The sequence below is a fragment of the Streptomyces sp. SGAir0957 genome (assembly GCF_043523415.1).
Window position 1 is genome coordinate 2,471,790 of the sequence record NZ_CP027293.1, and the last position, 20,790, is coordinate 2,492,579.

Annotated in this window: 14 protein-coding genes; 3 read left to right on the plus strand and 11 right to left on the minus strand. The window is 71.6% G+C overall.

Annotated features, from left to right (window positions below; translation table 11 throughout):
- Window positions 1-60: 60 nt before the first annotated feature.
- The 5 genes from C1N81_RS15980 to C1N81_RS16000 form a co-directional block, all read right to left on the minus strand.
- A complete protein-coding gene (locus tag C1N81_RS15980; RefSeq protein ID WP_394429641.1) occupies window positions 61-2,058 on the minus strand; it encodes an ATP-dependent DNA helicase in 1,998 nt (665 codons plus the stop codon).
- Between the two features lie 40 nt (window positions 2,059-2,098).
- Window positions 2,099-4,210, minus strand: a complete 2,112-nt coding sequence (locus tag C1N81_RS15985) for an IucA/IucC family protein (protein WP_394429643.1) — start codon at window positions 4,208-4,210, stop codon at window positions 2,099-2,101.
- Window positions 4,211-4,266: 56 nt separating this feature from the next.
- On the minus strand, window positions 4,267-5,118 hold the full coding sequence (locus C1N81_RS15990) for a GNAT family N-acetyltransferase (protein WP_394429645.1): 852 nt from the start codon (window positions 5,116-5,118) through the stop codon (window positions 4,267-4,269).
- 76 nt (window positions 5,119-5,194) lie between these two features.
- Complete coding sequence (locus C1N81_RS15995) at window positions 5,195-7,357, minus strand: IucA/IucC family protein (RefSeq protein ID WP_394429647.1); 2,163 nt, start codon at window positions 7,355-7,357, stop codon at window positions 5,195-5,197.
- A 105-nt stretch (window positions 7,358-7,462) separates the two neighbouring features.
- Window positions 7,463-8,941 (minus strand): diaminobutyrate--2-oxoglutarate transaminase family protein, encoded by a 1,479-nt coding sequence (locus C1N81_RS16000; protein WP_394437985.1) that lies wholly within the window; start codon window positions 8,939-8,941, stop codon window positions 7,463-7,465.
- 529 nt (window positions 8,942-9,470) lie between these two features.
- On the opposite strand from C1N81_RS16000, the gene C1N81_RS16005 reads away from it, so the two are divergent.
- Complete coding sequence (locus C1N81_RS16005; protein WP_394429649.1) at window positions 9,471-10,694, plus strand: trypsin-like serine peptidase; 1,224 nt, start codon at window positions 9,471-9,473, stop codon at window positions 10,692-10,694.
- Between the two features lie 200 nt (window positions 10,695-10,894).
- Window positions 10,895-12,109, plus strand: a complete 1,215-nt coding sequence (locus C1N81_RS16010) for a trypsin-like serine peptidase (protein WP_394429651.1) — start codon at window positions 10,895-10,897, stop codon at window positions 12,107-12,109.
- A gap of 130 nt (window positions 12,110-12,239) precedes the next feature.
- Here the strand turns inward: C1N81_RS16010 and hflX are convergent, their stop codons facing one another.
- From hflX to miaA, 6 genes are all read right to left on the minus strand, one after another.
- The gene (hflX, locus tag C1N81_RS16015; protein ID WP_394429653.1) at window positions 12,240-13,763 is read right to left on the minus strand and encodes a GTPase HflX; all 1,524 of its coding nucleotides are present in this window, start codon (window positions 13,761-13,763) and stop codon (window positions 12,240-12,242) included.
- 195 nt (window positions 13,764-13,958) lie between these two features.
- The gene (locus C1N81_RS16020; RefSeq protein WP_394429655.1) at window positions 13,959-15,431 is read right to left on the minus strand and encodes a M1 family metallopeptidase; all 1,473 of its coding nucleotides are present in this window, start codon (window positions 15,429-15,431) and stop codon (window positions 13,959-13,961) included.
- A gap of 87 nt (window positions 15,432-15,518) precedes the next feature.
- Complete coding sequence (locus C1N81_RS16025; RefSeq protein WP_394429657.1) at window positions 15,519-17,651, minus strand: RelA/SpoT family protein; 2,133 nt, start codon at window positions 17,649-17,651, stop codon at window positions 15,519-15,521.
- A 140-nt stretch (window positions 17,652-17,791) separates the two neighbouring features.
- Entirely contained in the window at window positions 17,792-18,697 is a 906-nt protein-coding gene (gene dapF, locus C1N81_RS16030; protein ID WP_394429659.1) for a diaminopimelate epimerase, read from the minus strand.
- Window positions 18,698-18,740: 43 nt separating this feature from the next.
- The gene (locus C1N81_RS16035; RefSeq protein ID WP_394437987.1) at window positions 18,741-19,208 is read right to left on the minus strand and encodes a hypothetical protein; all 468 of its coding nucleotides are present in this window, start codon (window positions 19,206-19,208) and stop codon (window positions 18,741-18,743) included.
- Between the two features lie 107 nt (window positions 19,209-19,315).
- The gene (miaA, locus tag C1N81_RS16040; RefSeq protein ID WP_394429661.1) at window positions 19,316-20,254 is read right to left on the minus strand and encodes a tRNA (adenosine(37)-N6)-dimethylallyltransferase MiaA; all 939 of its coding nucleotides are present in this window, start codon (window positions 20,252-20,254) and stop codon (window positions 19,316-19,318) included.
- Window positions 20,255-20,451: 197 nt separating this feature from the next.
- Between miaA and C1N81_RS16045 the strand changes: the two genes are divergently transcribed.
- On the plus strand, window positions 20,452-20,769 hold the full coding sequence (locus C1N81_RS16045; protein WP_394429663.1) for a hypothetical protein: 318 nt from the start codon (window positions 20,452-20,454) through the stop codon (window positions 20,767-20,769).
- Window positions 20,770-20,790: the final 21 nt, after the last annotated feature.

Here is a 20,790-nt window from a genome sequence, read left to right on the forward strand (position 1 = left end):
CGACCCGGCCCACCACCGGCGGGGCTGTCCGGACTTCCATCCCGCCCTGCCTTGGGCGCGCTACTTCCCCTCCGCCTTTGCCGCCGCGTCGATCGCCGCGAGCGAGCGCCGCGCCTGGTTCCGGTCCGTCGTGTACCAGAAGTCGGGCATCGAGGCCCGCAGATAGCTGCCGTAGCGGGCGGTCGCCAGGCGGGGGTCGAGCACGGCGACGACGCCGCGGTCCCCGGTCGCGCGTACGAGACGGCCCGCTCCCTGCGCCATCAGCAGCGCGGCATGTGTCGCCGCCACCGCCATGAAACCGTTGCCCCCCGCCTCCTCGACCGCCTTCTGGCGGGCGCTCATCAGCGGGTCGTCGGGACGGGGGAACGGGATCTTGTCCATGACGACCAGCTGGCAGCCGGCACCGGGCACGTCCACGCCCTGCCACAGCGACAGGGTGCCGAAGAGGCAGGTCTTCGGATCCGCGGCAAAGTTCTTGATCAGCTCGCCGAGAGTGTCCTCGCCCTGGAGCAGGATCGGATATTCGGGCACCCGGGTCCGCAGCTCCTCGGCCGCCGCCTGAGCGGCGCGCATGGAGGAGAAGAGCCCGAGCGTCCGCCCGCCGGCCGCCTGGAGCAGCTCCGTCAGCTCGTCCATCATGTCGGTCCGCGTGCCCTCGCGGGCCGGACGGGCCAGGTGCTTGGCGACGTAGAGAATGCCCTGCTTCGGGTAGTCGAACGGCGAGCCGACGTCGACCCCCTGCCATACCGGCAGCTCATCGCCCTGGGTGCCCTCGGGCGCGAGGCCGAGCGACGCCCCTACGCCGTTGAAGTCCCCGCCGAGCTTCAGGGTCGCCGACGTCAGGGTCACCGAGCGGTCGGTGAAGAGCTTCTCGCGCAACAGGCCGGACACGGACATGGGGGCCACCCGCAAGGACGCCCCGCTCTGGCGGAACGAGGAGCCCGCCCGGGGCTCGTTCCGCTCGTACCAGACGACGTCCCACTCCGAACCGTTCGTGATCCGCTCCGCGACGTCGTGGATCGTCTCCACCGAGGCGAGCGCCTGCTTGCGTACGGCGTCCTCGTCCTGGACGGACTTGTCACGGGTGGCGCCGATGGCGGAGATAACCGTACGGGCGGCGTCGCGCAGCGCCATCAGCGCATAGCCGAGGTCCTCGGGGATCTCCTCCAGGCGGCCCGGCAGAGCCAGCTCCATGAGCCGCTCGAAGCCCTCGGCGGCGGTCTGGAGCTGGTCGGCCGCCTTCTCGTTCACCAGCTTCGCGGCACGGCGCACGGCACGGTTGACCTGGCCGGGCGTGAGCTCGCCGGTCGCGACCCCGGTCACCCGGGACACCAGCTCGTGCGCCTCGTCCACGATCAGGACCTCGTGCTCCGGCAGGACCGGGGCGCCCTCGATGGCGTCGATCGCGAGCAGCGCGTGGTTGGTGACGACGACGTCGGAGAGCTTGGCGCGCTCCCGGGACATCTCCGCGAAGCACTCCTGCCCGTACGCGCATTTCGACGCGCCCAGGCACTCCCGGGACGACACGGAGACCTGGGACCAGGCGCGGTCCGAGACGCCCGGCGTCAGGTCGTCCCGGTCGCCCGTCTCCGTCTCGTCCGCCCAGTCCCGCATGCGCAGCAGGTCCTGTCCGAGCTTGCTGGTCGGCGCGGCCGCCTCGAACTGGTCGAAGAGGCCTTCCTCCTCGTCCTGCGGCATACCTTCGTGGAGGCGGTGCAGGCAGAGATAGTTCGACCGGCCCTTCAGCATGGCGAAGGTGGGGCGACGGCGCAGCAGGGGGTGCAGCGCCTCCACCGTGCGCGGCAGGTCCCGCTCGACGAGCTGACGCTGCAGGGCCAGCGTGGCCGTGGCGACCACGACGCGCTCCCCGTGGGCCAGCGCCGGAACCAGGTAGCCGAGGGACTTACCGGTGCCGGTGCCCGCCTGGACCAGCAGATGGGAACCGTCGTCGATCGCCTGGGCGACCGTCTCGGCCATGGTCACCTGGCCAGGCCGCTCCGTGCCGCCGACAGCGGTGACGGCGGCGTGCAGGAGCTCGGGGAGTGAGGGCTTCGTCATAGCTCGACCACCCTAAACGGCCCCACTGACAATCCGGCGATCACGGGTGATGGAGGGGGTTGGCGACGGTGCCGTGCACGGCGGCGTGGGGGCGGTGGGCCCGGTCGCGGTAGCCGTCGAGGTGGAGGCGGTTCCGGTTGAGACACAGCCGCTCGATACGAGGCGTGAGCAGGTCGAACATCTCGTACCGCTCCTTCAGCTCGGGGAAGCGGGCGTGGTGGCGCAGGATCTCGGCGCGCACCAGGGACCAGAACTCCGCCTCCGGCACGTCGAGTTGTGCCTCGCACAGGGGCGCAAGGTAGCGAAAGACGCCGACAAAAAGGCCGGAATGAATGAACTGCGTCAGGAAAGCGGGACTCTCCGTGAGCAGGACGGCCCGGACGTCGTCCGGCATGGAGTCGTGTTCCGGGAGCGGGTGCGCACTGACGTTGACGTCGTCCACGAAGTCCTTGACCGCGAGGCGCACCGGTACGTCGTGCTCGTCGAAGACGATGATCGCGTTCTCTCCGTGGGGCGAGAACACGGTTCCGTAGCGGTACAGAAAGCGCAGCAAGGGTGGGAGTACGGCGGCGAAGAGGTGGCGCAGCCAGGTCCGCGCGTCGAGTCCGGAGCGCGCAATAAGTTCTGTCGTGAACGCGCGTCCGTGGGGGTCGACGAGTAACAAGGAGGCCAAAGTGCGGGCCCGCTCACCGGGAGCGAGATAACGGGTCACCGGCTCACGCCAGATGGCGCCGAGCAATTCCTTGTACTGGTACGGGACTTCGTCGAGGCCGCCGTACAGGGGATGCTGCACCGCCACGGATGCCACCTCCCCCAGCAGGATGACTCCGCACTCGTCCTTGAGGAAGTGATCGCCGTCGCGCAAGGCGTGCATCCAGGTGGTGACGGCGGGGGCGGCGACGGTGCGCTCTGTCGGCAGCCCGCGCCACACCAGGGTGTTGAGCACCGACAGCGGCAGTTTGACGGTGTGCCGGTCCGGGCGGCTGGTGTTGAGGAACGTTCGGATCGATTGCTGCGGCAGCCGGACGTCGCCGTCCGTGGGGAGCGGAACGATCATGTCCGTGGCGATGGAAGGGGCGAAGAGCGGCAGCACCGTCTCGTCCCACTGCCAGGGGTGCACCGGCAGATAGAGGTACGTGTCCGGGTCCAGGCCCCGTGCGCGCAGGCGCTCCGCGAACAAGTGGCGGGTCGGCGCGTCGAGTTCGCGGGCGTAGAGGCGGTCGGCGGACTCCAGACCCGCGGCGCCGCGGTACGTGGCGAGGCTGGTGTGGACGGCGATCCAGGGGAGGCTGGTGGGGCGGCGTGCCTCCGGCGCCCAGCGGGAGGTGTCGGTCGCCGAGAAACCGAGACGTCCCTTGTTGAGGACGATCCAGGGGTGGCCGGTCTGGTGGCCTTCGAGCTCGGCGTACCCGAGGTCGGCGAGGTGCCGTGCGGTCTCCGCGGTGTGGTCGAGGCGGGCGTCGGCGGCCTGGGTGAGGGAGAGCTCGCGGATGAGGTGGCCGAGGGTGGTGCCGTCGAGGCCGATGAGGTTGCTGATGCGGAGGAGGAAGAGGAGGGGGTCGGTGAGGGGTTCGGGGGTGTGGGGTGAGGTGGGGGTGATGAATGGGGCGGGGGCGCTCCCCGCTGACTTGGTCGGATCCGGTGCTGACCTGGTCAGATCCGGTGCTGACCTGATGGGATCCGGTGCTGACCTGGTCGGATCCGGTGCTGACCTGGTCAGATCCGGCGCGCCGCCAACCGCCGGCCTGGCCGACTCCGCCGCGTCCTCGCCCTCCGCGCCCGGTCCCGCGAGCCACTCGATGCTGGTCGGGTCCACCTGCCAGCTGCCATAGGCGCCGCGGCGGGCCCGGAAGCGGAGCGTGTCGCCGCCCGGGTTCGGCGGAACTCCGTGATCGTTCAGGCCCGTCTCCGACGCCTTCTCCAGCAGCCTGTCCCGGCCCGGGACGGTCAGGAGGTACGGGTGGTGGCCGGGGGTGGTCGCCGCGTCGGGGTGGACGGGCCGGGGCCGGAGGATCTCCTCGTACGCGAATTCGCCGATCAGCTTGGCCAGCAGACGTGCCCCCGCCCGGTCCCAGTTCTCGCGCCTGAGCTCGGGCGGGTCGTACAGCACGGGCGGCTCTGCCGGGTTCGGGACGACGGGCGGATTCGGCACGGGGACTCCTCGCGAGGGAACCGGATCGGGTCGAGCGGTGAACAGGAGTGACCAGGTCAGAGCAGGGTGCGCAGGGCCCGGTCACGGACCATGAGCGCGGCCCGTTTGTCGGGGAGGTCCACCTCGGCGGAGAAGCGGAAGCCGGCGCTCATGAAGGCGGAGACGGAGGGGGTGTTGCGCAGGTCGGGTTCCGCGACGACGCGCCCGCACTGCGGACGGTGGTCGAGTACGAGGTCGGCCACGGCTTTGAGCAGCGTGGTGCCGAGCCCCCGGCCGCGGTTGGCGACGCCGCCGATGAGCAGGTGGACCCCGGTGTCGTGCGGGCGGGCCGGGTAGTGGCGGGCGAGCGGGTCCAGGTCGGCGCGGTAGAGCTCCCAGTAGCTCATGGGGGTGCCGTCGAGGACGCCGAGGCAGGGCACGCTGCGACCGTCGCCGTCGAGTTGCGGGCGCAGGTGGTCCGCGGTGACGCTGTCGGGTCCCGCGAGTTCCCAGAAGGCGGCCACGGCGGGGTCGTTCATCCAGCGGCTGACGAGTTCGAGGTCCCGTTCGAGGCGGACCGGGACGAGCTGGAGCACGCCGGAGGGAGTGGTGGCCGGCCCCCACTCCTCCACGTGGTCGAGCAGGTCGTGCCGGGGCGCGGGGGTGAAGGCGGGGGCGCTCCATGGCCCGCTGTCCGCCCGGCGCAGGGGATGCCTCCCGTCCTGACCGGGCCGCTCGCCCTGCCCGGGCCGCCCGTCCCGCGCGGTCTCCCCGTCCCGCTCGGTCCGCCCGTCCTGCTCTGCGATGAGCGCCATCACTTCGTCGGGCAGGTGCAGGTCGAGCGTGTCCTGGGAGTCCGGGTCCGGCGGCGGCGCGGCGCCCTCGTCCGGGTCGGCCTCGGCGTCGGTGCTCGCATCGGCAGGGGGCACGGCAGCGCTCCTCTCAAGGACTTGAGGACTCAAGGGCTCAGGGACTCAGGGACTCAGGGACTCAGGGACTCAAGGGCTAGATGTGCAGGGGGTTGGTGAGGGTGATGTAGACGGACTGGGTGTCGACGGGGCCGACGAGTTCGTCGAGGCCTTGCAGCCGGGTCAGGAGGTTCGCTTTGCAGCGCAGCTTCGGCGCGTCGAGGAGCCGGCTCGGCAGCGGGCTGCGCAGGCGGCGGGGCCCGGTGGCGGCCTCGACGAGGAAGCGGCGGAACGCGGCGAGCAACAGGCGCTCGTCGGCCAGCCGTTGGGAGCCGAAGGCGCCGATGAGGCCGAAGACGTTGTTGATCGCGAGGTAATAGGCGAAGCGCTCGTCGGTGACGTCGTCGGAGACGAAGGTGTCGCTCAGCGCGCCGATGCCGGGGAGCCGCTTGTCGAGCGCGGCGCGGTGGGACTCGCGGAAGTAGTAGCCCTGGTTGTCGCGGTAGCGGCCGCCGACGGGCCATCCGTCGGCGTCGAGCAGGAGGAGGGTGTTCTGCTGGTGCGCTTCGAGGGCGACGCCGGCTTCGCTGTCGAGCCAGAGCACGGGGCGCACCACGTGCTCCAGGTAGCGCAGGAACCACTCGGTCGCCACGGCGCCGCGCGCTCGTCCGGTCCGGGTCGTGAGGCGCGTGATCGTCTCGGCGAGGCGGGAGCTCATCGGGGTGCGGTCCAGCTGGCCCGCCGGGTCGTGCGGGGGCCGGGGCGAGACGAACCCGGCGATGCAGGAGACGTCGTCGCCGGGCCGGAAGGGGTTGTGGCGGATCATGACGTCGATCCCGGGGACGGGCTCGCCCGCGGCGTCGTCGACGGCGAGCCAGGCCGGGTCGCGGACGATGTCGAAGCCGGGGTGGGCGGCGTGCCACTGCGCGGCGAGGCCGCCCCTGAGCAGCCGGTGGACTTCGACGCCCCGGTGCAGTTCCTTGCGAAGGTTCTCGCGCCGGGAGTTGGTGATCCGCAGGCCGAGGGAGAGCTTCAGCATGGCTTGGGTGCCGGGCCGGTACAACGTGCGGACGGAGGAGGTCGGGAACCAGGGCTCGCCGTGCGTGCCCAGTTCGCGCAGGAGACCGGAGTCCAGGAGGGCGGCGGTGCTCGGACGGTTCCGCAGCTCGCGAAGTTGCCAGGGGTGCAGCGGCAGGGCGGCGAAGCCGTCCGGCAGGGGCAGGCCGGGTCCGGCGAGCTGGGAGGTGAGGTGGGGGGCGGGGACGGTGCGGCCGCGTTCGGTCCAGGCCGAGTCGTGGGCGAGGACGTCGGGCGCGACGGCGACCCATTGCAGGGGGAAGGAGCCGCGCGTCTCCGGTGAGTACAGGCGGGTCTCGGCCTCGGACAGCCCCTCGCGGCTCTTCGGTGTGGGGTGCAGCGGGTGGCCGAGGAGCAGGGCCTGTTCCCCGGCGAGGAAGCGATCGGGGTCGTCCGCACGCCGTTCCCGTCGGTCGGCGATGAACTCGGCCGTGCGGCGTGCGGAGTCGGCGACGCGGGCGACCAGGTCACCGCCATCGCCCGAGGACGCGGGGGCACCGTCTGTACGGGTCTTGGCATCGGCCCCGGCACGGTTCTCGTCGCCGGCCCCGGCATGATTCCCGTCGCCGGACCTGACATGGATCTCGTCGCCGGCCCCGCCATCGGCCCCGGTCACGGCCGCTGTTCCGCCGGGCTCCGTGCCCTCCGGCGGCGCGGATTCCCGGCTCAGAAGGGCCGCGAGCGACACCGCGTCCACGCAGGGGGCGCCTTGCGGGCCGTCCTCCAGGTAGGGCAGGCCGAAGCGGTGCCAGCCGGTGAGGGACCAGTAGTGGATCGGGACGAGGAGGGCGGTGCCGCTCGCGGGGAGGGCGATGCGGAGGGCGCCGACGGGAGGCGGGCTGATGTCGTTCTCGCGGACCCAGCAACGCAGCAGGTTCTCGACGGCCGCGAGCTGGGCGGCGGTGGCGGCATCGGGGTGTTCGAGCAGATCGACGGCACCGGCAGCACAGGCACCACCGGCACCGACAGCACCAGCACCAGCACCAGCACCAGCACCAGCACCGACAACGTCCACAGCACCACTCATGGCATCGACAAGTGAGTCACCCAAACGTTCGGCCTCTTGGACGCCGCCCTTCTGCCGGGGCACCGCTTCGTGCTCCGGATCGCTCGCGGTCTGCGGCTCGCGGCTTACTGCGGCGAGAGGGCGGGGGCGGCCGTCGGATGCGGGGGTGGCGTTCAAGAGGGCTTCCTTGCGTGGGTGAGAGGCTCCGTGGGGCGGTGGGCCGGCTGTTCCGGTTACCGCGGCTGTCGCTGGGGCAGGGCGTGCCGCCGTGTGCTGAGGTGGCTAGGAATGCGCCCCGGCAACCGCGGCCAGGGCGTCCGCGAGCCGGTCGACGATCGCCGCCGCCTGTTCGTCGGTGATGGTGAGGGGCGGCAGGAGGCGTACGACGCTGGAGTGGCGGCCGCCGAGTTCGACGATGAGGCCGCGGTCCAGGCAGGCGTCGCGGACGGCCGCGGCCAGCACGGGGGCGGCGGGGAGCGGCGTGGCCGCAGCTCCGTCGAGCAGGGGTTCGGCCGGGAAGTCGTCGGCGCGCAAGGCATCGCCGCTCGGGGACGCGGCCCCCGGCACGGCAACCGCGGGGGACGCGACCCCCGGCACAGCAGCGGCCGCGGAAGCACTCGCGCCCCCGTCCGGGTCGACCAGCTCGACGCCGATCATGAGACCCCGCCCGCGCACGTCACCGATGCAGGGGAACTCTCGGGCCAGAGAGCGGAGTTGGTCCATCATGCGGGTGCCGAGCGCGGCGGCCCGTTCGGCGAGCCCGTTCTCCCGTACGTAGGCGAGGGTCGCGGTGCCGGCGGCCATGGCGAGCTGGTTGCCGCGGAAGGTGCCCGCGTGGGCGCCGGGGCCCCAGACGTCGAGGTCGTCGCGGTAGACGAGCACGGCGAGCGGAAGGCTGCCGCCGATCGCCTTGGAGAGGACCATCACGTCCGGCACGACGCCGCTGTGGTCCACGGCCCAGAAGGCGCCGGTCCTGCCGACCCCGGTCTGCACCTCGTCGGCGATCAGCGGGATCCCGCGGGACTCGGTGATCGTCCGCATACGGCGCAGCCAGGTGTCGGGGGCGGGGTTGACGCCGCCCTCCCCCTGCACCGGTTCGAGGATCATGCCGGCCGGGAGCGGCACCCCCGACTTGGTGTCGTCGAGGACCGTCTCGGTCCAGCGGGCGGCGAGTTCGGCCCCGCGCGGGCCGCCGATGCCGAACGGGCAGCGGTAGTCCTGCGGATAGGGCAGGCGGGCGACCCGGACGTCCTGGGCGCCGCCGGACACGTCGAGGGCCCCGGCGGTCATGCCGTGGTAGGCGCCCGCGAAGGCGAGGAGGCCGGAGCGGCCGGTGGCGGTGCGCACCAGTTTCAGGGCGGCTTCGACGGCGTCCGTCCCGGCCGGGCCGCAGAACTGGATGCGGGCCCGGTCGGCGAGGGCGGATGGCAGGGTCTGGAACAGCTCGGTGGTGAAGGCGTCCTTGACGGGCGTGGCCAGGTCGAGGATGTGCAGCGGCGCCCCGGAGTCGAGCACCTTGCGGATGGCTTCGAGGACGACCGGGTGGTTGTGGCCGAGGGCCAGGGTGCCCGCGCCGGAGAGGCAGTCCAGGTACCGGCGGCCGTCCGCCCCCTCGATGGTGAGGCCCCGGGCCCGGACCGGCACGATCGGCAGGGCGCGCGCGTAGGTGCGCGCGGCCGACTCCCGCGCGGACTGGCGGCGCAGGATGCCGTCGTGCAGGGCGCTTTCGCGCGCGGACGTCCCGCGCGCATCCCCTTCCAAGGGGGCCTCTCCGGTCAAGGCCACGGCTGCTGGTCCTCCCGCTGCGTAGACGGCCGACTGGGCTCGTCGGCTCACCGAAGGGCGGACCGGGTCGGCGGGTGCCGCATCGAAGGGCCGTCCCGGCAGCGCGCCAGGACGGTTCGAGGGCTGAAGTGCCGACCGAGGACCCCCGTAGGCCCTAACGACGAGGGGGCGGCGGAAACACGGCCCGTCCGAAGACTCGTGAAGAGACCTGCGCCACAGATCATCCGTTTCCGCTTCCGTCTCCGTGTTTCCGTTTCCCCTTCCCCTCCCCCTTCCGATTCCGTTTCCGTTTCCGCTTGGAAAGGGGGACCGGGAACGGGGATGAGGGCACGGGCGACGGCGTGGCACGCGCAAGATCCCTCCGTGACGGAACCGTTGCTGTTCCGTCGGTCGTCCCCGACGGCACCGGCATAGTGTGGGTTGCCGTTCGGGGAGGGGCGAAGCGGCCCGTCCACCGCGCGTGTTCGACAGTGCAACGATCTCGAAGCCCAGGGGGAGTCCCACCATGCGATCCATACGCCCGCTGTCCGCCGACCGCCGCGCCAGGAGCGTGCGCGGCAGAACGTCCCCCGTGGCGGCGGCCGTCGCTCTCGGCGCGGTGCTCGCCCTCACCACGACCGCGTGCGGCCCGAGCGAGGACGACGCGAGCGACAAGGCGTCGTCCTCCGCGAGCGCGGGCGGCGGCTCGTTCCAGATCCCGGACCACATCAAGGAGAAGCTCAAGGAACACGGGATCGACCCGGACAAGTGGAAGAACGGCGAGTGGAAGAACTGGGACCGGGACAAGTGGCTGCGTGAGGCGCAGGACTTCGTCAACCCGATCATCGAGGGTCTGTGGGACTCGGACCGCATGCGGGACGCCGACAAGAACCCCGGTGGCGAGGTCGACGAGAACGACATCTCCGGCGACCAGGGCGTGACCGACCCGACGCCGCGTCCGGTGAAGGCGGCGGCCGCCTCGACCCCGTACCACGACAGTGCGCCGTACGCGGGCAAGTTGTTCTTCGACGGCCCCGAGGGGTCGATGGTCTGTTCGGCCACCGTGGTCTCCGACCCCGCCCACCCCGGCAAGTCCGACATGATCTGGACGGCCGGTCACTGCGTGCACGCGGGCGCGAAGGGCGGCTGGTACCGCAACATCGCCTTCGTGCCCTCGTACAACGACGCGGGCAAGTCGGCCGCCGAGCTGCAGGGCGCCCCGAAGAGCGAGGTCGCTCCGTACGGTGTGTGGTGGGGCAACTGGGCGCAGACGTCCGACCAGTGGATCGAGCGGGGCGGGCCGACCGGCGGCGCGGGCGCGCCGTTCGACTTCGCCGTGATCCATGTGACGCCGGAGAAGGGCGGGTCGGGCAAGTCCCTGGAGGAGACGGTGGGGGCGTCGCTCCCGGTGGACTTCGACGCTCCGGCCGTGCCGAAGATCTCCCAGCTGACGGCCAAGGGGTACCCGGCGGCGCCGCCCTACGACGGGCAGCAGCTGTTCCAGTGCGCGGACAGGCCGGGGCGCCTTTCGCTGAACACGACGGACCCGACGATGTACCGGATCGGCTGCACCATGACCGGTGGTTCGTCCGGTGGCGGCTGGGTCGGCGAGGGGTCCGACGGCAAGCCGGCGCTGCTCTCCAACACCTCGATCGGTCCGGTGACGGCGGGGTGGCTCGCCGGTCCGCGCCTCGGCAAGGAGGCCAAGGGCATCTATGACGCCGTGAGCAAGAAGTACGCCGGGCGGTAACCCGGTTCCGCGGTGCGGGGAACGAACGGTGCCCGGGGGCGGAAACCTTCACCGCCCCGCCGCCGTTCGTCCTCAAGTCCCCAGGCATAGTGGGGTGCTGTGTCGGTCCGGGCACGCGCGGAGACCGCGACGCCCTCACTGACACGCTCATGACAGACACATCGAATTGATCTTGCGTTTCTCACGGGGGTAATCGCACCATGCGTTTCACACGTCCGTCCGTCGTGCGCGGCCGCAGAAGGCGCACCGTCGTCGCCGCGACCGCGGTCGCCGCCACCCTGGCGCTCACCGCCACCGCCTGCAACGACGGCTCGGACGACAAGGAGGGCGCGGCAGGGAGCACGGCCAGTGCCTCGTCCCAGGCGTCAGGCGGTTCCGAGGGCGGCGGCGAGCTGGCGGCCGGCCTCGCCGACCGGCTGAAGAAGCACGGCATCGACCCCGACAAGTGGAAGAACGGGGCCTGGAAGAACTGGTCCAAGGACGACTGGCTGCGCGAGGCCGACGACTTCGTCAACCCGGTCATCCAGGGCCTGTGGAAGCCCGAGCGGATGAAGTCCGCCGACGAGCCGAAGAAGACGATCGCGGCGAAGGACTACGCGAGCGACCAGGGCGTCACCGACCCGGAGCCCGAGCCGGTTCCGGCGCGGGCCGAGAAGACGCCGTACCACGAGAACGCGGCACCGGTCGGCAAGGTCTTCTTCGACTCCCCCGAGGGCTCGATGGTCTGCTCCGGCACCGTCGTGAAGGACCCGCGCAACCCCGGCAGGTCGAACCTCGTCTGGACCGCGGGCCACTGTGTGCACGCCGGGTCGGCGGGCGGCTGGTACCGCAACATCGCGTTCGTGCCCTCCTACAACGACAAGGGCAAGTCGGCGAGCGCGCTGCGCAATGCGACGCAGCCGGAGATCGCCCCGTACGGCACCTACTGGGCCGACTGGGCCTCGACCTCGCAGGAGTGGATCGACCAGGGCGCCGAGTCGGGCGGCGCGGGCGCGCCGTACGACTTCGCCTTGCTGCACGTGAAGCCCGAGCAGGGCACCAAGTCCCTTGAGGAGACCGTCGGGAACGCCCTTGAGGTGGACTTCTCGGCGCCGTCCGCGCAGTCGGTCGGCTCGATGGGCGCGTGGGGCTACCCGGCCGCTCCCCCGTTCGACGGCCTGCTGATGAACAAGTGCCTCGACCGGCCCGGCCGCCTCTCGCTCAGCCCCGAGCAGCCGACGATGTACCGGATCGGCTGCACGATGACGGGCGGCTCGTCGGGCGGCGGCTGGTTCCGGGTGCGGGGCGGCAAGACCGTCCTGGTGTCGAACACGTCGATCGGCCCGGCCGGCAACACCTGGCTCGCCGGACCGCAGTTGGGCCGTGAGGCTCAGCAGGTCTTCGACATGATGAGCGAGAAGCACGGCAACCAGTAGGAGCTGAACGCGAGCTGAACGCGCAGCAAGGAGCCCCGCCCGGGTGGACCCGGGCGGGGCTCCTTTACGTGCGGCCGCTCTCGTGCGGCCGCTCTCACGTGCGGCCGCTCTCACATGCGGTCGGTGCCGGTCAGCGGGTGCCCGCCGCCGTCGGGACGTACGGCGCGAGGTCCGCCGCCAGTTCCTCGTGGACGCGGGCCTTGAGCAGCGTGCCTTCCGGGGTGTGCTCCTCGGAGATCACCTCGCCCTCGGTGTGCGCCCGCGCGACCAGCTTGCCGTGCGTGTACGGCACGAGCGCCTCGATCTCGACCTCGGGCCGCGGCAGCTCGACGTCGATGAGCGCGAGCAGCTCCTCGATCCCCGCGCCCGTACGGGCCGAGACGGCGATCGAGCGCTTCTCCTGGCGCATCAGCCGCTGGAGGACCAGCGGGTCGGCCGCGTCCGCCTTGTTGATCACCACGATCTCGGGGACCTTGGTGGCCCCGACGTCGCGGACGACCTCGCGCACGGCGGCGAGCTGCTCCTCCGGCGCGGGGTGCGAACCGTCGACCACGTGCAGGATCAGGTCGGCGTCGCCGACCTCCTCCATCGTGGAGCGGAACGCCTCGACGAGGTGGTGCGGCAGGTGCCGTACGAAACCGACCGTGTCGGCCAGCGTGTAGAGGCGGCCGCTCGGGGTCTCGGCCCGGCGCACGGTCGGGTCGAGGGTGGCGAACAGTGCGTTCTCCACCAGGACGCCCGCGCCCGTGAGGCGGTTGAGCAGGGACGACTTGCCCGCGTTCGTGTAACCGGCGATGGCGACCGAGGGCACCTTGTTGCGACGGCGCTCCTGGCGCTTGATCTCGCGGCCGGTCTTCATCTCCGCGATCTCACGGCGCATCTTCGCCATCTTCTCGCGGATCCGGCGCCGGTCCGTCTCGATCTTGGTCTCACCGGGACCACGCGTGGCCATGCCGCCACCGGAACCGGAGGAGCCACCGCCACCCATCTGCCGGGAGAGCGACTGACCCCAGCCGCGCAGGCGCGGCAGCATGTACTGCATCTGCGCGAGGGCGACCTGCGCCTTGCCCTCACGGGACTTGGCGTGCTGGGCGAAGATGTCGAGGATCAGCGCGGTCCTGTCGACCACCTTGACCTTGACGACGTCTTCCAGGTGGATCAGCTGGCCGGGGCTCAGCTCACCGTCGCAGACGACCGTGTCGGCGCCGGTCTCCAGGACGATGTCCCGCAGCTCCTGCGCCTTGCCCGAGCCGATGTACGTGGCCGCGTCCGGCTTGTCGCGGCGCTGGATGACGCCGTCGAGGACCAGCGCGCCCGCGGTCTCGGCGAGGGCGGCTAGCTCCGCGAGGGAGTTCTCCGCGTCGTCGACCGTGCCGGACGTCCAGACGCCGACGAGGACCACGCGCTCCAGGCGGAGCTGGCGGTACTCGACCTCGGTGACGTCCTCGAGCTCGGTGGAGAGGCCCACCACGCGGCGCAGGGCCGCGCGCTCGCTGCGGTCGAACTGGTCACCGTCCCGAGCGGTGTCGATCTCATGGCTCCAGGCGACGTCCTCTTCCATCAGGGCATCGGCCCGAAGACCTTCGGTGGTGTTCGGCGCAAGGCTCCGGGCGAAGCTCTGCGCGTCCTGGGAAGGGGAAGAAGAGGAGGTCATTGGATCCTTACGTCGCTGGAGGATGTTGTTCGAAGGTCGGGGACCTGGATGTCCGAGCGCCCAGGTGTCCCGGCAGAAGACACAACGCTCGGCCCGCCCCGGGGATTCCCGACCTGAAGATGGTCGCACGGGACGGGCCGTCTCGTCATCCGGGTTATTTCCCGTGAAAGCTGGGCCGAAGCCCCGCCCGGCGGTCTACTTCTTCGCCGCCTTCGGCACCGCGTCGGACTTCCAGTCCGGGTGTCCGGGCATCGCCGGGGTCTTCTTCGCGTAAAGCCAGCCCTGGAAGAAGCCGGTCAGGTCGCGTCCGGCGACCCGGGAGGCGAGGGCGACGAAGTCGGTCGTGGTGCGGCTCTGATCGGCGTGGTCGCTCACCCACGCGCGCTCCAGGCGCTCGAAGGCCTCCTTGCCGATCTCCTGGCGCAGTGCGTAGAGCACCAGGGCGCTGCCGTCGTAGACGACCGGGCGGAAGATGCTGATCTTCTCGCCGTGCCTGGGCCCCTTGGGCGCGGCGGGCGGGCCGCCACTGGCGCGCCAGCCGTCGGAGCTTTTGTAGGCGTTGTGCATCCGCTTGTCGAGGGCGTAGTGGAACTTCTCCTCGGTGTGCAGGGCTTCGTACCAGGTGGCGTGGCCCTCGTTGAGCCAGAGGTCGGACCAGGTGCGGGGGCTGACACTGTCGCCGAACCACTGGTGCGCCAGCTCATGGACCATGATCGACTCGACGTACCACTTCGGGTACTCGGGGCGCACGAAGACGTCCCTCTCGAAGAGGGAGAGGGTCTGCGTCTCCAGTTCGAAGCCGGTGTTCGCCTCGGCGACGAGCAGGCCGTAGTTCTCGAAGGGATAACGGCCGACCTTGCTCTCCATCCAGGCGATCTGGCCAGGCGTCCTGGCGAGCCAGGGGCGCAGCGCCTTGACGTCCTTGGTGGGCACGACATCGCGCACGGGGAGGCCGTGCGGGCCCTTGCCGTGCAGAACGGTCGAGCTGCCGATGGAGACCTGTGCCAGCTCGGTGGCCATGGGGTGGGCGGTGCGGTACACCCAGCTCGTGGCGGCCTTGGCGCGCTGCTCCTTGAGGAGACGTCCGTTGGCGACCGCCTTGAGCTTCTTGGGCGCGGTGATGCGGAAGGTGAAGTACGCCTTGTCGGACGGGTGGTCGTTGCTGGGGAACACGCGGTGCGCGGCGTCCGCCTGGTTCGCCATGGCGAGCCCGTCCTTGGTGCGGATCCAGCCGACGTCGGTCTTCTTGGCGGGCATGGGGTTGCTGGTGTGGCGGACGGTGATGCGCAGCGGCTGTCCCTGGACCACCGGCAGGCCCGGGGTGACGATCAGGTCCTCGTCGCTGGTCGCGAAGGAGGCGGGGGCCCCGTTGACCTCCACGGAGCGCACCGTTCCGTGGGAGAAGTCGAGGTTGATCCGGTCGAGCGGGGCCGTCGCACGGGCAGTGATCTTGGTGACGGTGTCGAGCGGTCTGCTGTTGTCGCCGCCGTAGGTGAAGGCGATGTCGTACGACTCGACGTCGTAGCCGGGGTTCCCCAGGTGCGGGAAGAGGCGGTCACCGATACCGAGCGGGGTGGCCGCCTGCGGAGCGGAGGCCGCGAGCAGGGCGACGCAGACACCGGTGGTGACGAGCGCGGCGGTGCGGGGCTTTCGGGAGCTGAGCAGCATGGACTACGGCTATCAGCGCGCGGGCGCGCGTACGGGCGGCACACGCCACTGCCACCCGAACGAGGTCCCCGGGGGCGCCGGGCGAGGTCAGACGGCCCCCGCGGCGGTGTGCTGGGCGCGCCCCACGTCGTACACCCCCGGCACGTTCCGCATCGCCCGCATGAGGCCAGGGAGGTGGGCGGCGTCGGGGAGTTGGAGGGTGTACGTGTGCCGGACGCCGCCCTGGGTGGGCGGTTCGACGTTCGCCGAGATGATGGCGACGCCCTCGAGCGCTATGGCTTCGGTGAGGTCGGCGAGGAGGTGGGGGCGGCTGAACGACTCGGCGACGAGCGTGACCCGGTACTCGGACGTCGCCGCGTCCGCCCAGCGCACGCCGACCTCCGCGCGCCCGGCGTCCTTCATCCGGGTCACGCCGGGACACTCGACCCGGTGCACGGTGACGACGCCGCCGCGGACGGCGAACGCGGTGATCTCGTCGGGCGGCACGGGCGTGCAGCAGCCCGCCAGGCGCACGGTGGCGCCGGGCTGGTCGACCACGGCGTTGGCCGTCGAGGGGCGCGCGGAGGGGCCGCTGTACGGGGCGCGTGGCGCCGCCTCGGGGGCGCTGGGCCCCTCGGGGTGGGCGGCCAGCCAGCGCCTGATGGCGATGCGGGCGGCGGGCGTACGGGCGTGGTCGAGCCAGTCGCGGGACGGTTCGGAGGCGGCGGCGCCTTCCGCGCGGGCCATGAGGAGCTGCACGGTGTCGCCGTCGACGAGGACCGTGCCGAGGGTCGCCAGGCGGCCGTTGACACGTGCCCCGATGCAGGCGTGCGCGTCCTCCCCGTACTGGGCGTAGGCGGCGTCGACGCAGCTGGCGCCCGCGGGCAGGCCGATGGTGCCGCCGTCGGGCCGGAAGACGGTGATCTCGCGGTCCTGGGCGAGGTCCTCGCGCAAGGTCGACCAGAACATGTCGGCGTCGGGCGCCGACTCCTGCCAGTCGAGGAGGCGGGAGAGCCAGCCGGGCCGGGTGGGGTCGGAGCGCTCGGCGCCCTCGTCGGCGGGGTCGCTCTGCTCCTCGCCGGACGGCGTGTACGGATTGCCGAGGGCGACGACGCCCGCCTCCGCCACCTTGTGCATCTGGTGCGTGCGGATGAGGACCTCGGCGACCTCGCCGTCGCCGCGGGCCACGGCGGTGTGCAGCGATTGGTACAGGTTGAACTTCGGGACGGCGATGAAGTCCTTGAACTCCGAGACCACCGGCGTGAAACAGGTGTGCAGTTCGCCGAGGACGCCGTAGCAGTCCGCGTCCTCCTGGACGAGGACGAGAAGGCGGCCGAAGTCGGAGCCGCGCAGCTCACCGCGTTTGCGGCTGACGCGGTGCACGGAGACGAAGTGGCGCGGCCGGATAAGCACTTCCGCGCTCAGGCCCGCCTCGCGCAGCACACCGCGCACCTCTTCGGCGATCGCGGCGAGCGGGTCGTCCGCGCGTACCGCGTTCTCCGCCATGAGGGTGCGGGTGCGCGCGTACTCCTCAGGGTGGAGGATCGCGAAGACAAGGTCCTCGAGTTCGGTCTTGAGCGCCTGGACGCCCAGGCGCTCGGCGAGCGGGATGAGGACGTCGCGGGTGACCTTGGCGATCCGTTCCTGCTTCTCCTGGCGCATGACGCCGAGGGTGCGCATGTTGTGCAGGCGGTCGGCGAGCTTGATCGACATGACGCGTACGTCGTTGCCGGTGGCGACCAGCATCTTGCGGAAGGTCTCGGGCTCGGCGGCGGCGCCGTAGTCGACCTTCTCCAGCTTGGTGACGCCGTCGACGAGGTAGGCGACCTCCTCGCCGAACTCCGTGCGCACCTGGTCGAGGGTGACGTCCGTGTCCTCGACGGTGTCGTGCAGCAGCGAGGCGGTCAAGGTGGTGTTCTCCGCGCCGAGTTCGGCGAGGATCAGCGTGACCGCGAGCGGGTGCGTGATGTAGGGCTCGCCGCTCTTGCGCATCTGGCCGCGGTGCGAGGACTCGGCGAGGACGTAGGCACGGTGCAGGGCGTCGAGGTCGGCGTCCGGATAGTGCGCGCGGTGCGCCTCGACGACGTGCCCGATCGCGTCGGGGAGCCGGTCACGGCCGGTGGGGCCGAGGAGCGCGGCGCGCCCGATGCGGCGCAGATCGATCCGGGGCCGGCCACGCCTGCGGGGTGCTCCGGGCGTGATCGCCCCTGGCATGGCGGGGTTGGTCGCCTCCGCACTCATGAGCACCTCCGGCTTTCTCGACCCGGCGGCGGGCTGGCGGGGGCACCCGTCCGGACCGGTGCTTGATGCTACCGAGCCCATCACGTGCCACAGTCCAGCTCTCGCCCAGCGTGAAACGGATCACCCATTCGAGCGACAGTTCACAGGTTTACGGTTTCGCCTTGTCGGCCTGCTTGTTCGACCGCGGGGGCGGAGAGCGACGCGAACCAGTCCGCGTCGAGCACCCCCTCGGCCACGATCTCCGCGGGCCCGGTCATCTCGATCTCGCCGCCCGGCCGCTCGGTGATGGTGAGCCGGCCGCCGGGCAGATCGACCTCGTATGTCACCGGGGCCCCGGTCACAGCGGGGTCCAGGCCGTCTCTTCGGGCCGTCGCGACGGCCACCGCGCAGGCGCCGGTGCCGCAGGAACGGGTCTCGCCGGAGCCGCGCTCGTGCACGCGCATGGCGACGTGCCGGGGGCCCCGGTCGACGACGAACTCGACATTGACCCCGTGCGGGTAGGCGCTCGCCGGGGCGAACGGGGGCGCGTCGTACAGCGTGCCCGCGTGCGCCAGATCGCCGACGAAGGCGACGGCGTGCGGATTGCCCATGTTCACGTTCGTCGCGGGCCAGGTGCGCTCGCCGACGGAGACGGTGACGTCGCCCGCGGGCAGCTCCGCCTTGCCCATCCCGACCGTGATCAGGCCTTCCTTGTCGATGTGGACGTGCTTGACGCCGCCGCGCGTGGCCACGGCGACATCGCCCTCGCCCACATGTCCGGCGCGCTGGAGGTAGCGGGCGAAGACCCGCACCCCGTTGCCGCACATCTCGGCGACCGAGCCGTCCCCGTTGCGGTAGTCCATGAACCACTCGGCCTCGGCCGCCATCGCCCGCGCCTCGGGGTGGGCGGCGGAGCGCACCACGTGCAGCACACCGTCGGCGCCGATACCGGCGCGGCGGTCGCACAGCGCGGCCACCGCGGCGGGGGACAGCTCGATGCCGTTCTCCGCGTCCGGGATGATCACGAAGTCGTTCTGCGTCCCATGGCCCTTGAGGAAGGTGGTCATCTCACGATCGTACGAGATCGGTCCGGCACTCCGGGCGGCGCGGTCAGCGCAGCCGGGCCACGCGCCAGACGGCCAGGACCGCCACCGCCGCGACCACGACGACATAGGCGCCGACCACGCGCCAGTCCGGCCAGCGGCCCGAGCCGCGGGGCGGGAGGCCCGGCAGGGTGTAGCCCACCCGGCGGGCGGCCATCATGCCCCAGCCGGCCGCGCACGAGCTGATCAGCAGGCCCAGCATGGCGACGACCGCGCCGCCGTCGCCGAACTCGAAGAAGAGCGGGAACGCGAACATCAGCGAGCCGATGGTGGCGAGCATCACGATCGGGGCGAGCTGCCAGATGCGCAGTCTGCGCTGCGGGCGCAGCTCGATCTCGACTTCCGCCGCCTCGTCCTGCGCGGCCAGTTCGTCGGCGGTGGGCCCGTCGGCGATCACGCCGTCCGGGGTCGCCTCTGGACCGTCGGGGCTCAACTGTTCCCCGCCCGGTGCGGTGTCACGAGGGCCGGCCTCCATCGCCACGCGCCCTCCTACTTCGGACTCCACTGGTCGATCGTTGGTCGATGATGGCACGGCCGGGAAGGCCAGGATGACGGCCGGAGCGTCCCGATGCCATCACGTGATCAGGCTGTGACCGGTCGTTCGACCAACGCCATGGCACGGCCCCTGAGTTCCCCGCGTTCGGCCACGGCCCCGTTCAACCAGTGCACGCGCGGGTCGCGGCGGAACCATGAGTCCTGGCGGCGCGCGAAGCGTTTGGTGGCGCGGACGGTCTCCGCGCGCGCCTCGTCCTCGGTGCACTCACCGGCGAGCGCGGCGAGTACCTGCTGGTAGCCGAGGGCGCGCGAGGCCGTACGTCCTTCGCGCAGGCCGCGCCCGGCGAGCGCGCGCACCTCGTCGACGAGACCGGCCTCCCACATGTGGTCCACGCGCGTGGCGATGCGTGCGTCGAGTTCGGGGCGCGCGACGTCGACACCGATCTGGACGGTGTCGTAGACCGAGTCGTGTCCGGGCAGGTTGGCCGTGAACGGCTTTCCGGTGATCTCGATGACTTCGAGGGCGCGCACGACACGGCGGCCGTTGCTCGGCAGGATTGCGGCGCCGGCCTCGGGGTCGGCGGCGGCGAGCCGGGCGTGCAGGGCGCCGGAGCCGCGCAGCGCCAGCTCCTCCTCCAGGCGGGCGCGGATCGCGGGGTCGGTGCCGGGGAACTCCATCTTGTCGACGGCGCCGCGGACGTAGAGCCCGGAGCCGCCGACGAGGATCGGCCAGCGGCCCTCGGCGAGCAGGCGGTCGATCTCGGCGCGGGCGAGCCGCTGGTACTCGGCGACGCTCGCGGCCTCCGTGACGTCCCAGATGTCCAGGAGGTGGTGCGGGATTCCCGCGCGCTCCTCGGGCGTCAGCTTGGCGGTGCCGATGTCCATCCCACGGTAGAGCTGCATGGAGTCGGCGTTGACGACTTCGCCGCCGAGCTCCTTGGCGAGGAAGACGCCGAGATCTGACTTTCCGGCCGCGGTCGGACCGACGACGGCGATGACCCGCGGGGCGGGAGCTGCGCTACTCACCGCCCCAGTCTCGCAAACTCGGGGCCTGCTTCTCGAACGAGCTACGTGACGCCACGGGTCCGGGGTCGTTGCCTGTTGCGAGGTCCCACCCGCCGGTTTCCAGGACCGGTGACCCGGGCGACGCAATGGGACGCACCGGGCTGGGCGGGATTTCGCCCACACGAGTAACGTATGGAGTTGAAATGGGCGTTTTTTCCATGTTTCGTCGGAAAGCCAAGGACAGTGACGCGGCGCAGGCCGCCGAGGAGCCGACGGCCACGGTGACCGACGAGCCGGAAGCGGACGGTACGGAGGGCGAGCCGGGCGCGGAGGGCGCCGCGGCTCCGTCCGGCGCCACCGGCGCCACCGGCGCCTCCGAGGCCGCCGCGGCCGAGCAGAAGGCCGCGGAGCCCTCGGAGGCCGGTGACGACAGGGCCGCCGAGGCGGCCTCGCCGGAGAACGTGGAGATTCCGCAGCAGCAGTCCGCGGAGCAGGCCGCCGACAGTGAGACGGCCGGCGAGAGCGCCCGCAAGTAGGTTCCGCGAAGAAAGGTGGAT

Bases quoted from the DNA above. Each gene is read 5' to 3' on its own strand.
- C1N81_RS15980 (WP_394429641.1), bottom strand. From the start codon at position 2,058: ATGACGAAGCCCTCACTCCCCGAGCTCCTGCACGCCGCCGTCACCGCT.
- C1N81_RS16025 (WP_394429657.1), bottom strand. From the start codon at position 17,651: ATGAGTGCGGAGGCGACCAACCCCGCCATGCCAGGGGCGATCACGCCC.
- C1N81_RS16035 (WP_394437987.1), bottom strand. From the start codon at position 19,208: ATGGAGGCCGGCCCTCGTGACACCGCACCGGGCGGGGAACAGTTGAGC.
- dapF (WP_394429659.1), bottom strand. From the start codon at position 18,697: ATGACCACCTTCCTCAAGGGCCATGGGACGCAGAACGACTTCGTGATC.
- C1N81_RS16020 (WP_394429655.1), bottom strand. From the start codon at position 15,431: ATGCTGCTCAGCTCCCGAAAGCCCCGCACCGCCGCGCTCGTCACCACC.
- C1N81_RS16010 (WP_394429651.1), top strand. From the start codon at position 10,895: ATGCGTTTCACACGTCCGTCCGTCGTGCGCGGCCGCAGAAGGCGCACC.
- hflX (WP_394429653.1), bottom strand. From the start codon at position 13,763: ATGACCTCCTCTTCTTCCCCTTCCCAGGACGCGCAGAGCTTCGCCCGG.
- C1N81_RS16005 (WP_394429649.1), top strand. From the start codon at position 9,471: ATGCGATCCATACGCCCGCTGTCCGCCGACCGCCGCGCCAGGAGCGTG.
- C1N81_RS16045 (WP_394429663.1), top strand. From the start codon at position 20,452: ATGTTTCGTCGGAAAGCCAAGGACAGTGACGCGGCGCAGGCCGCCGAG.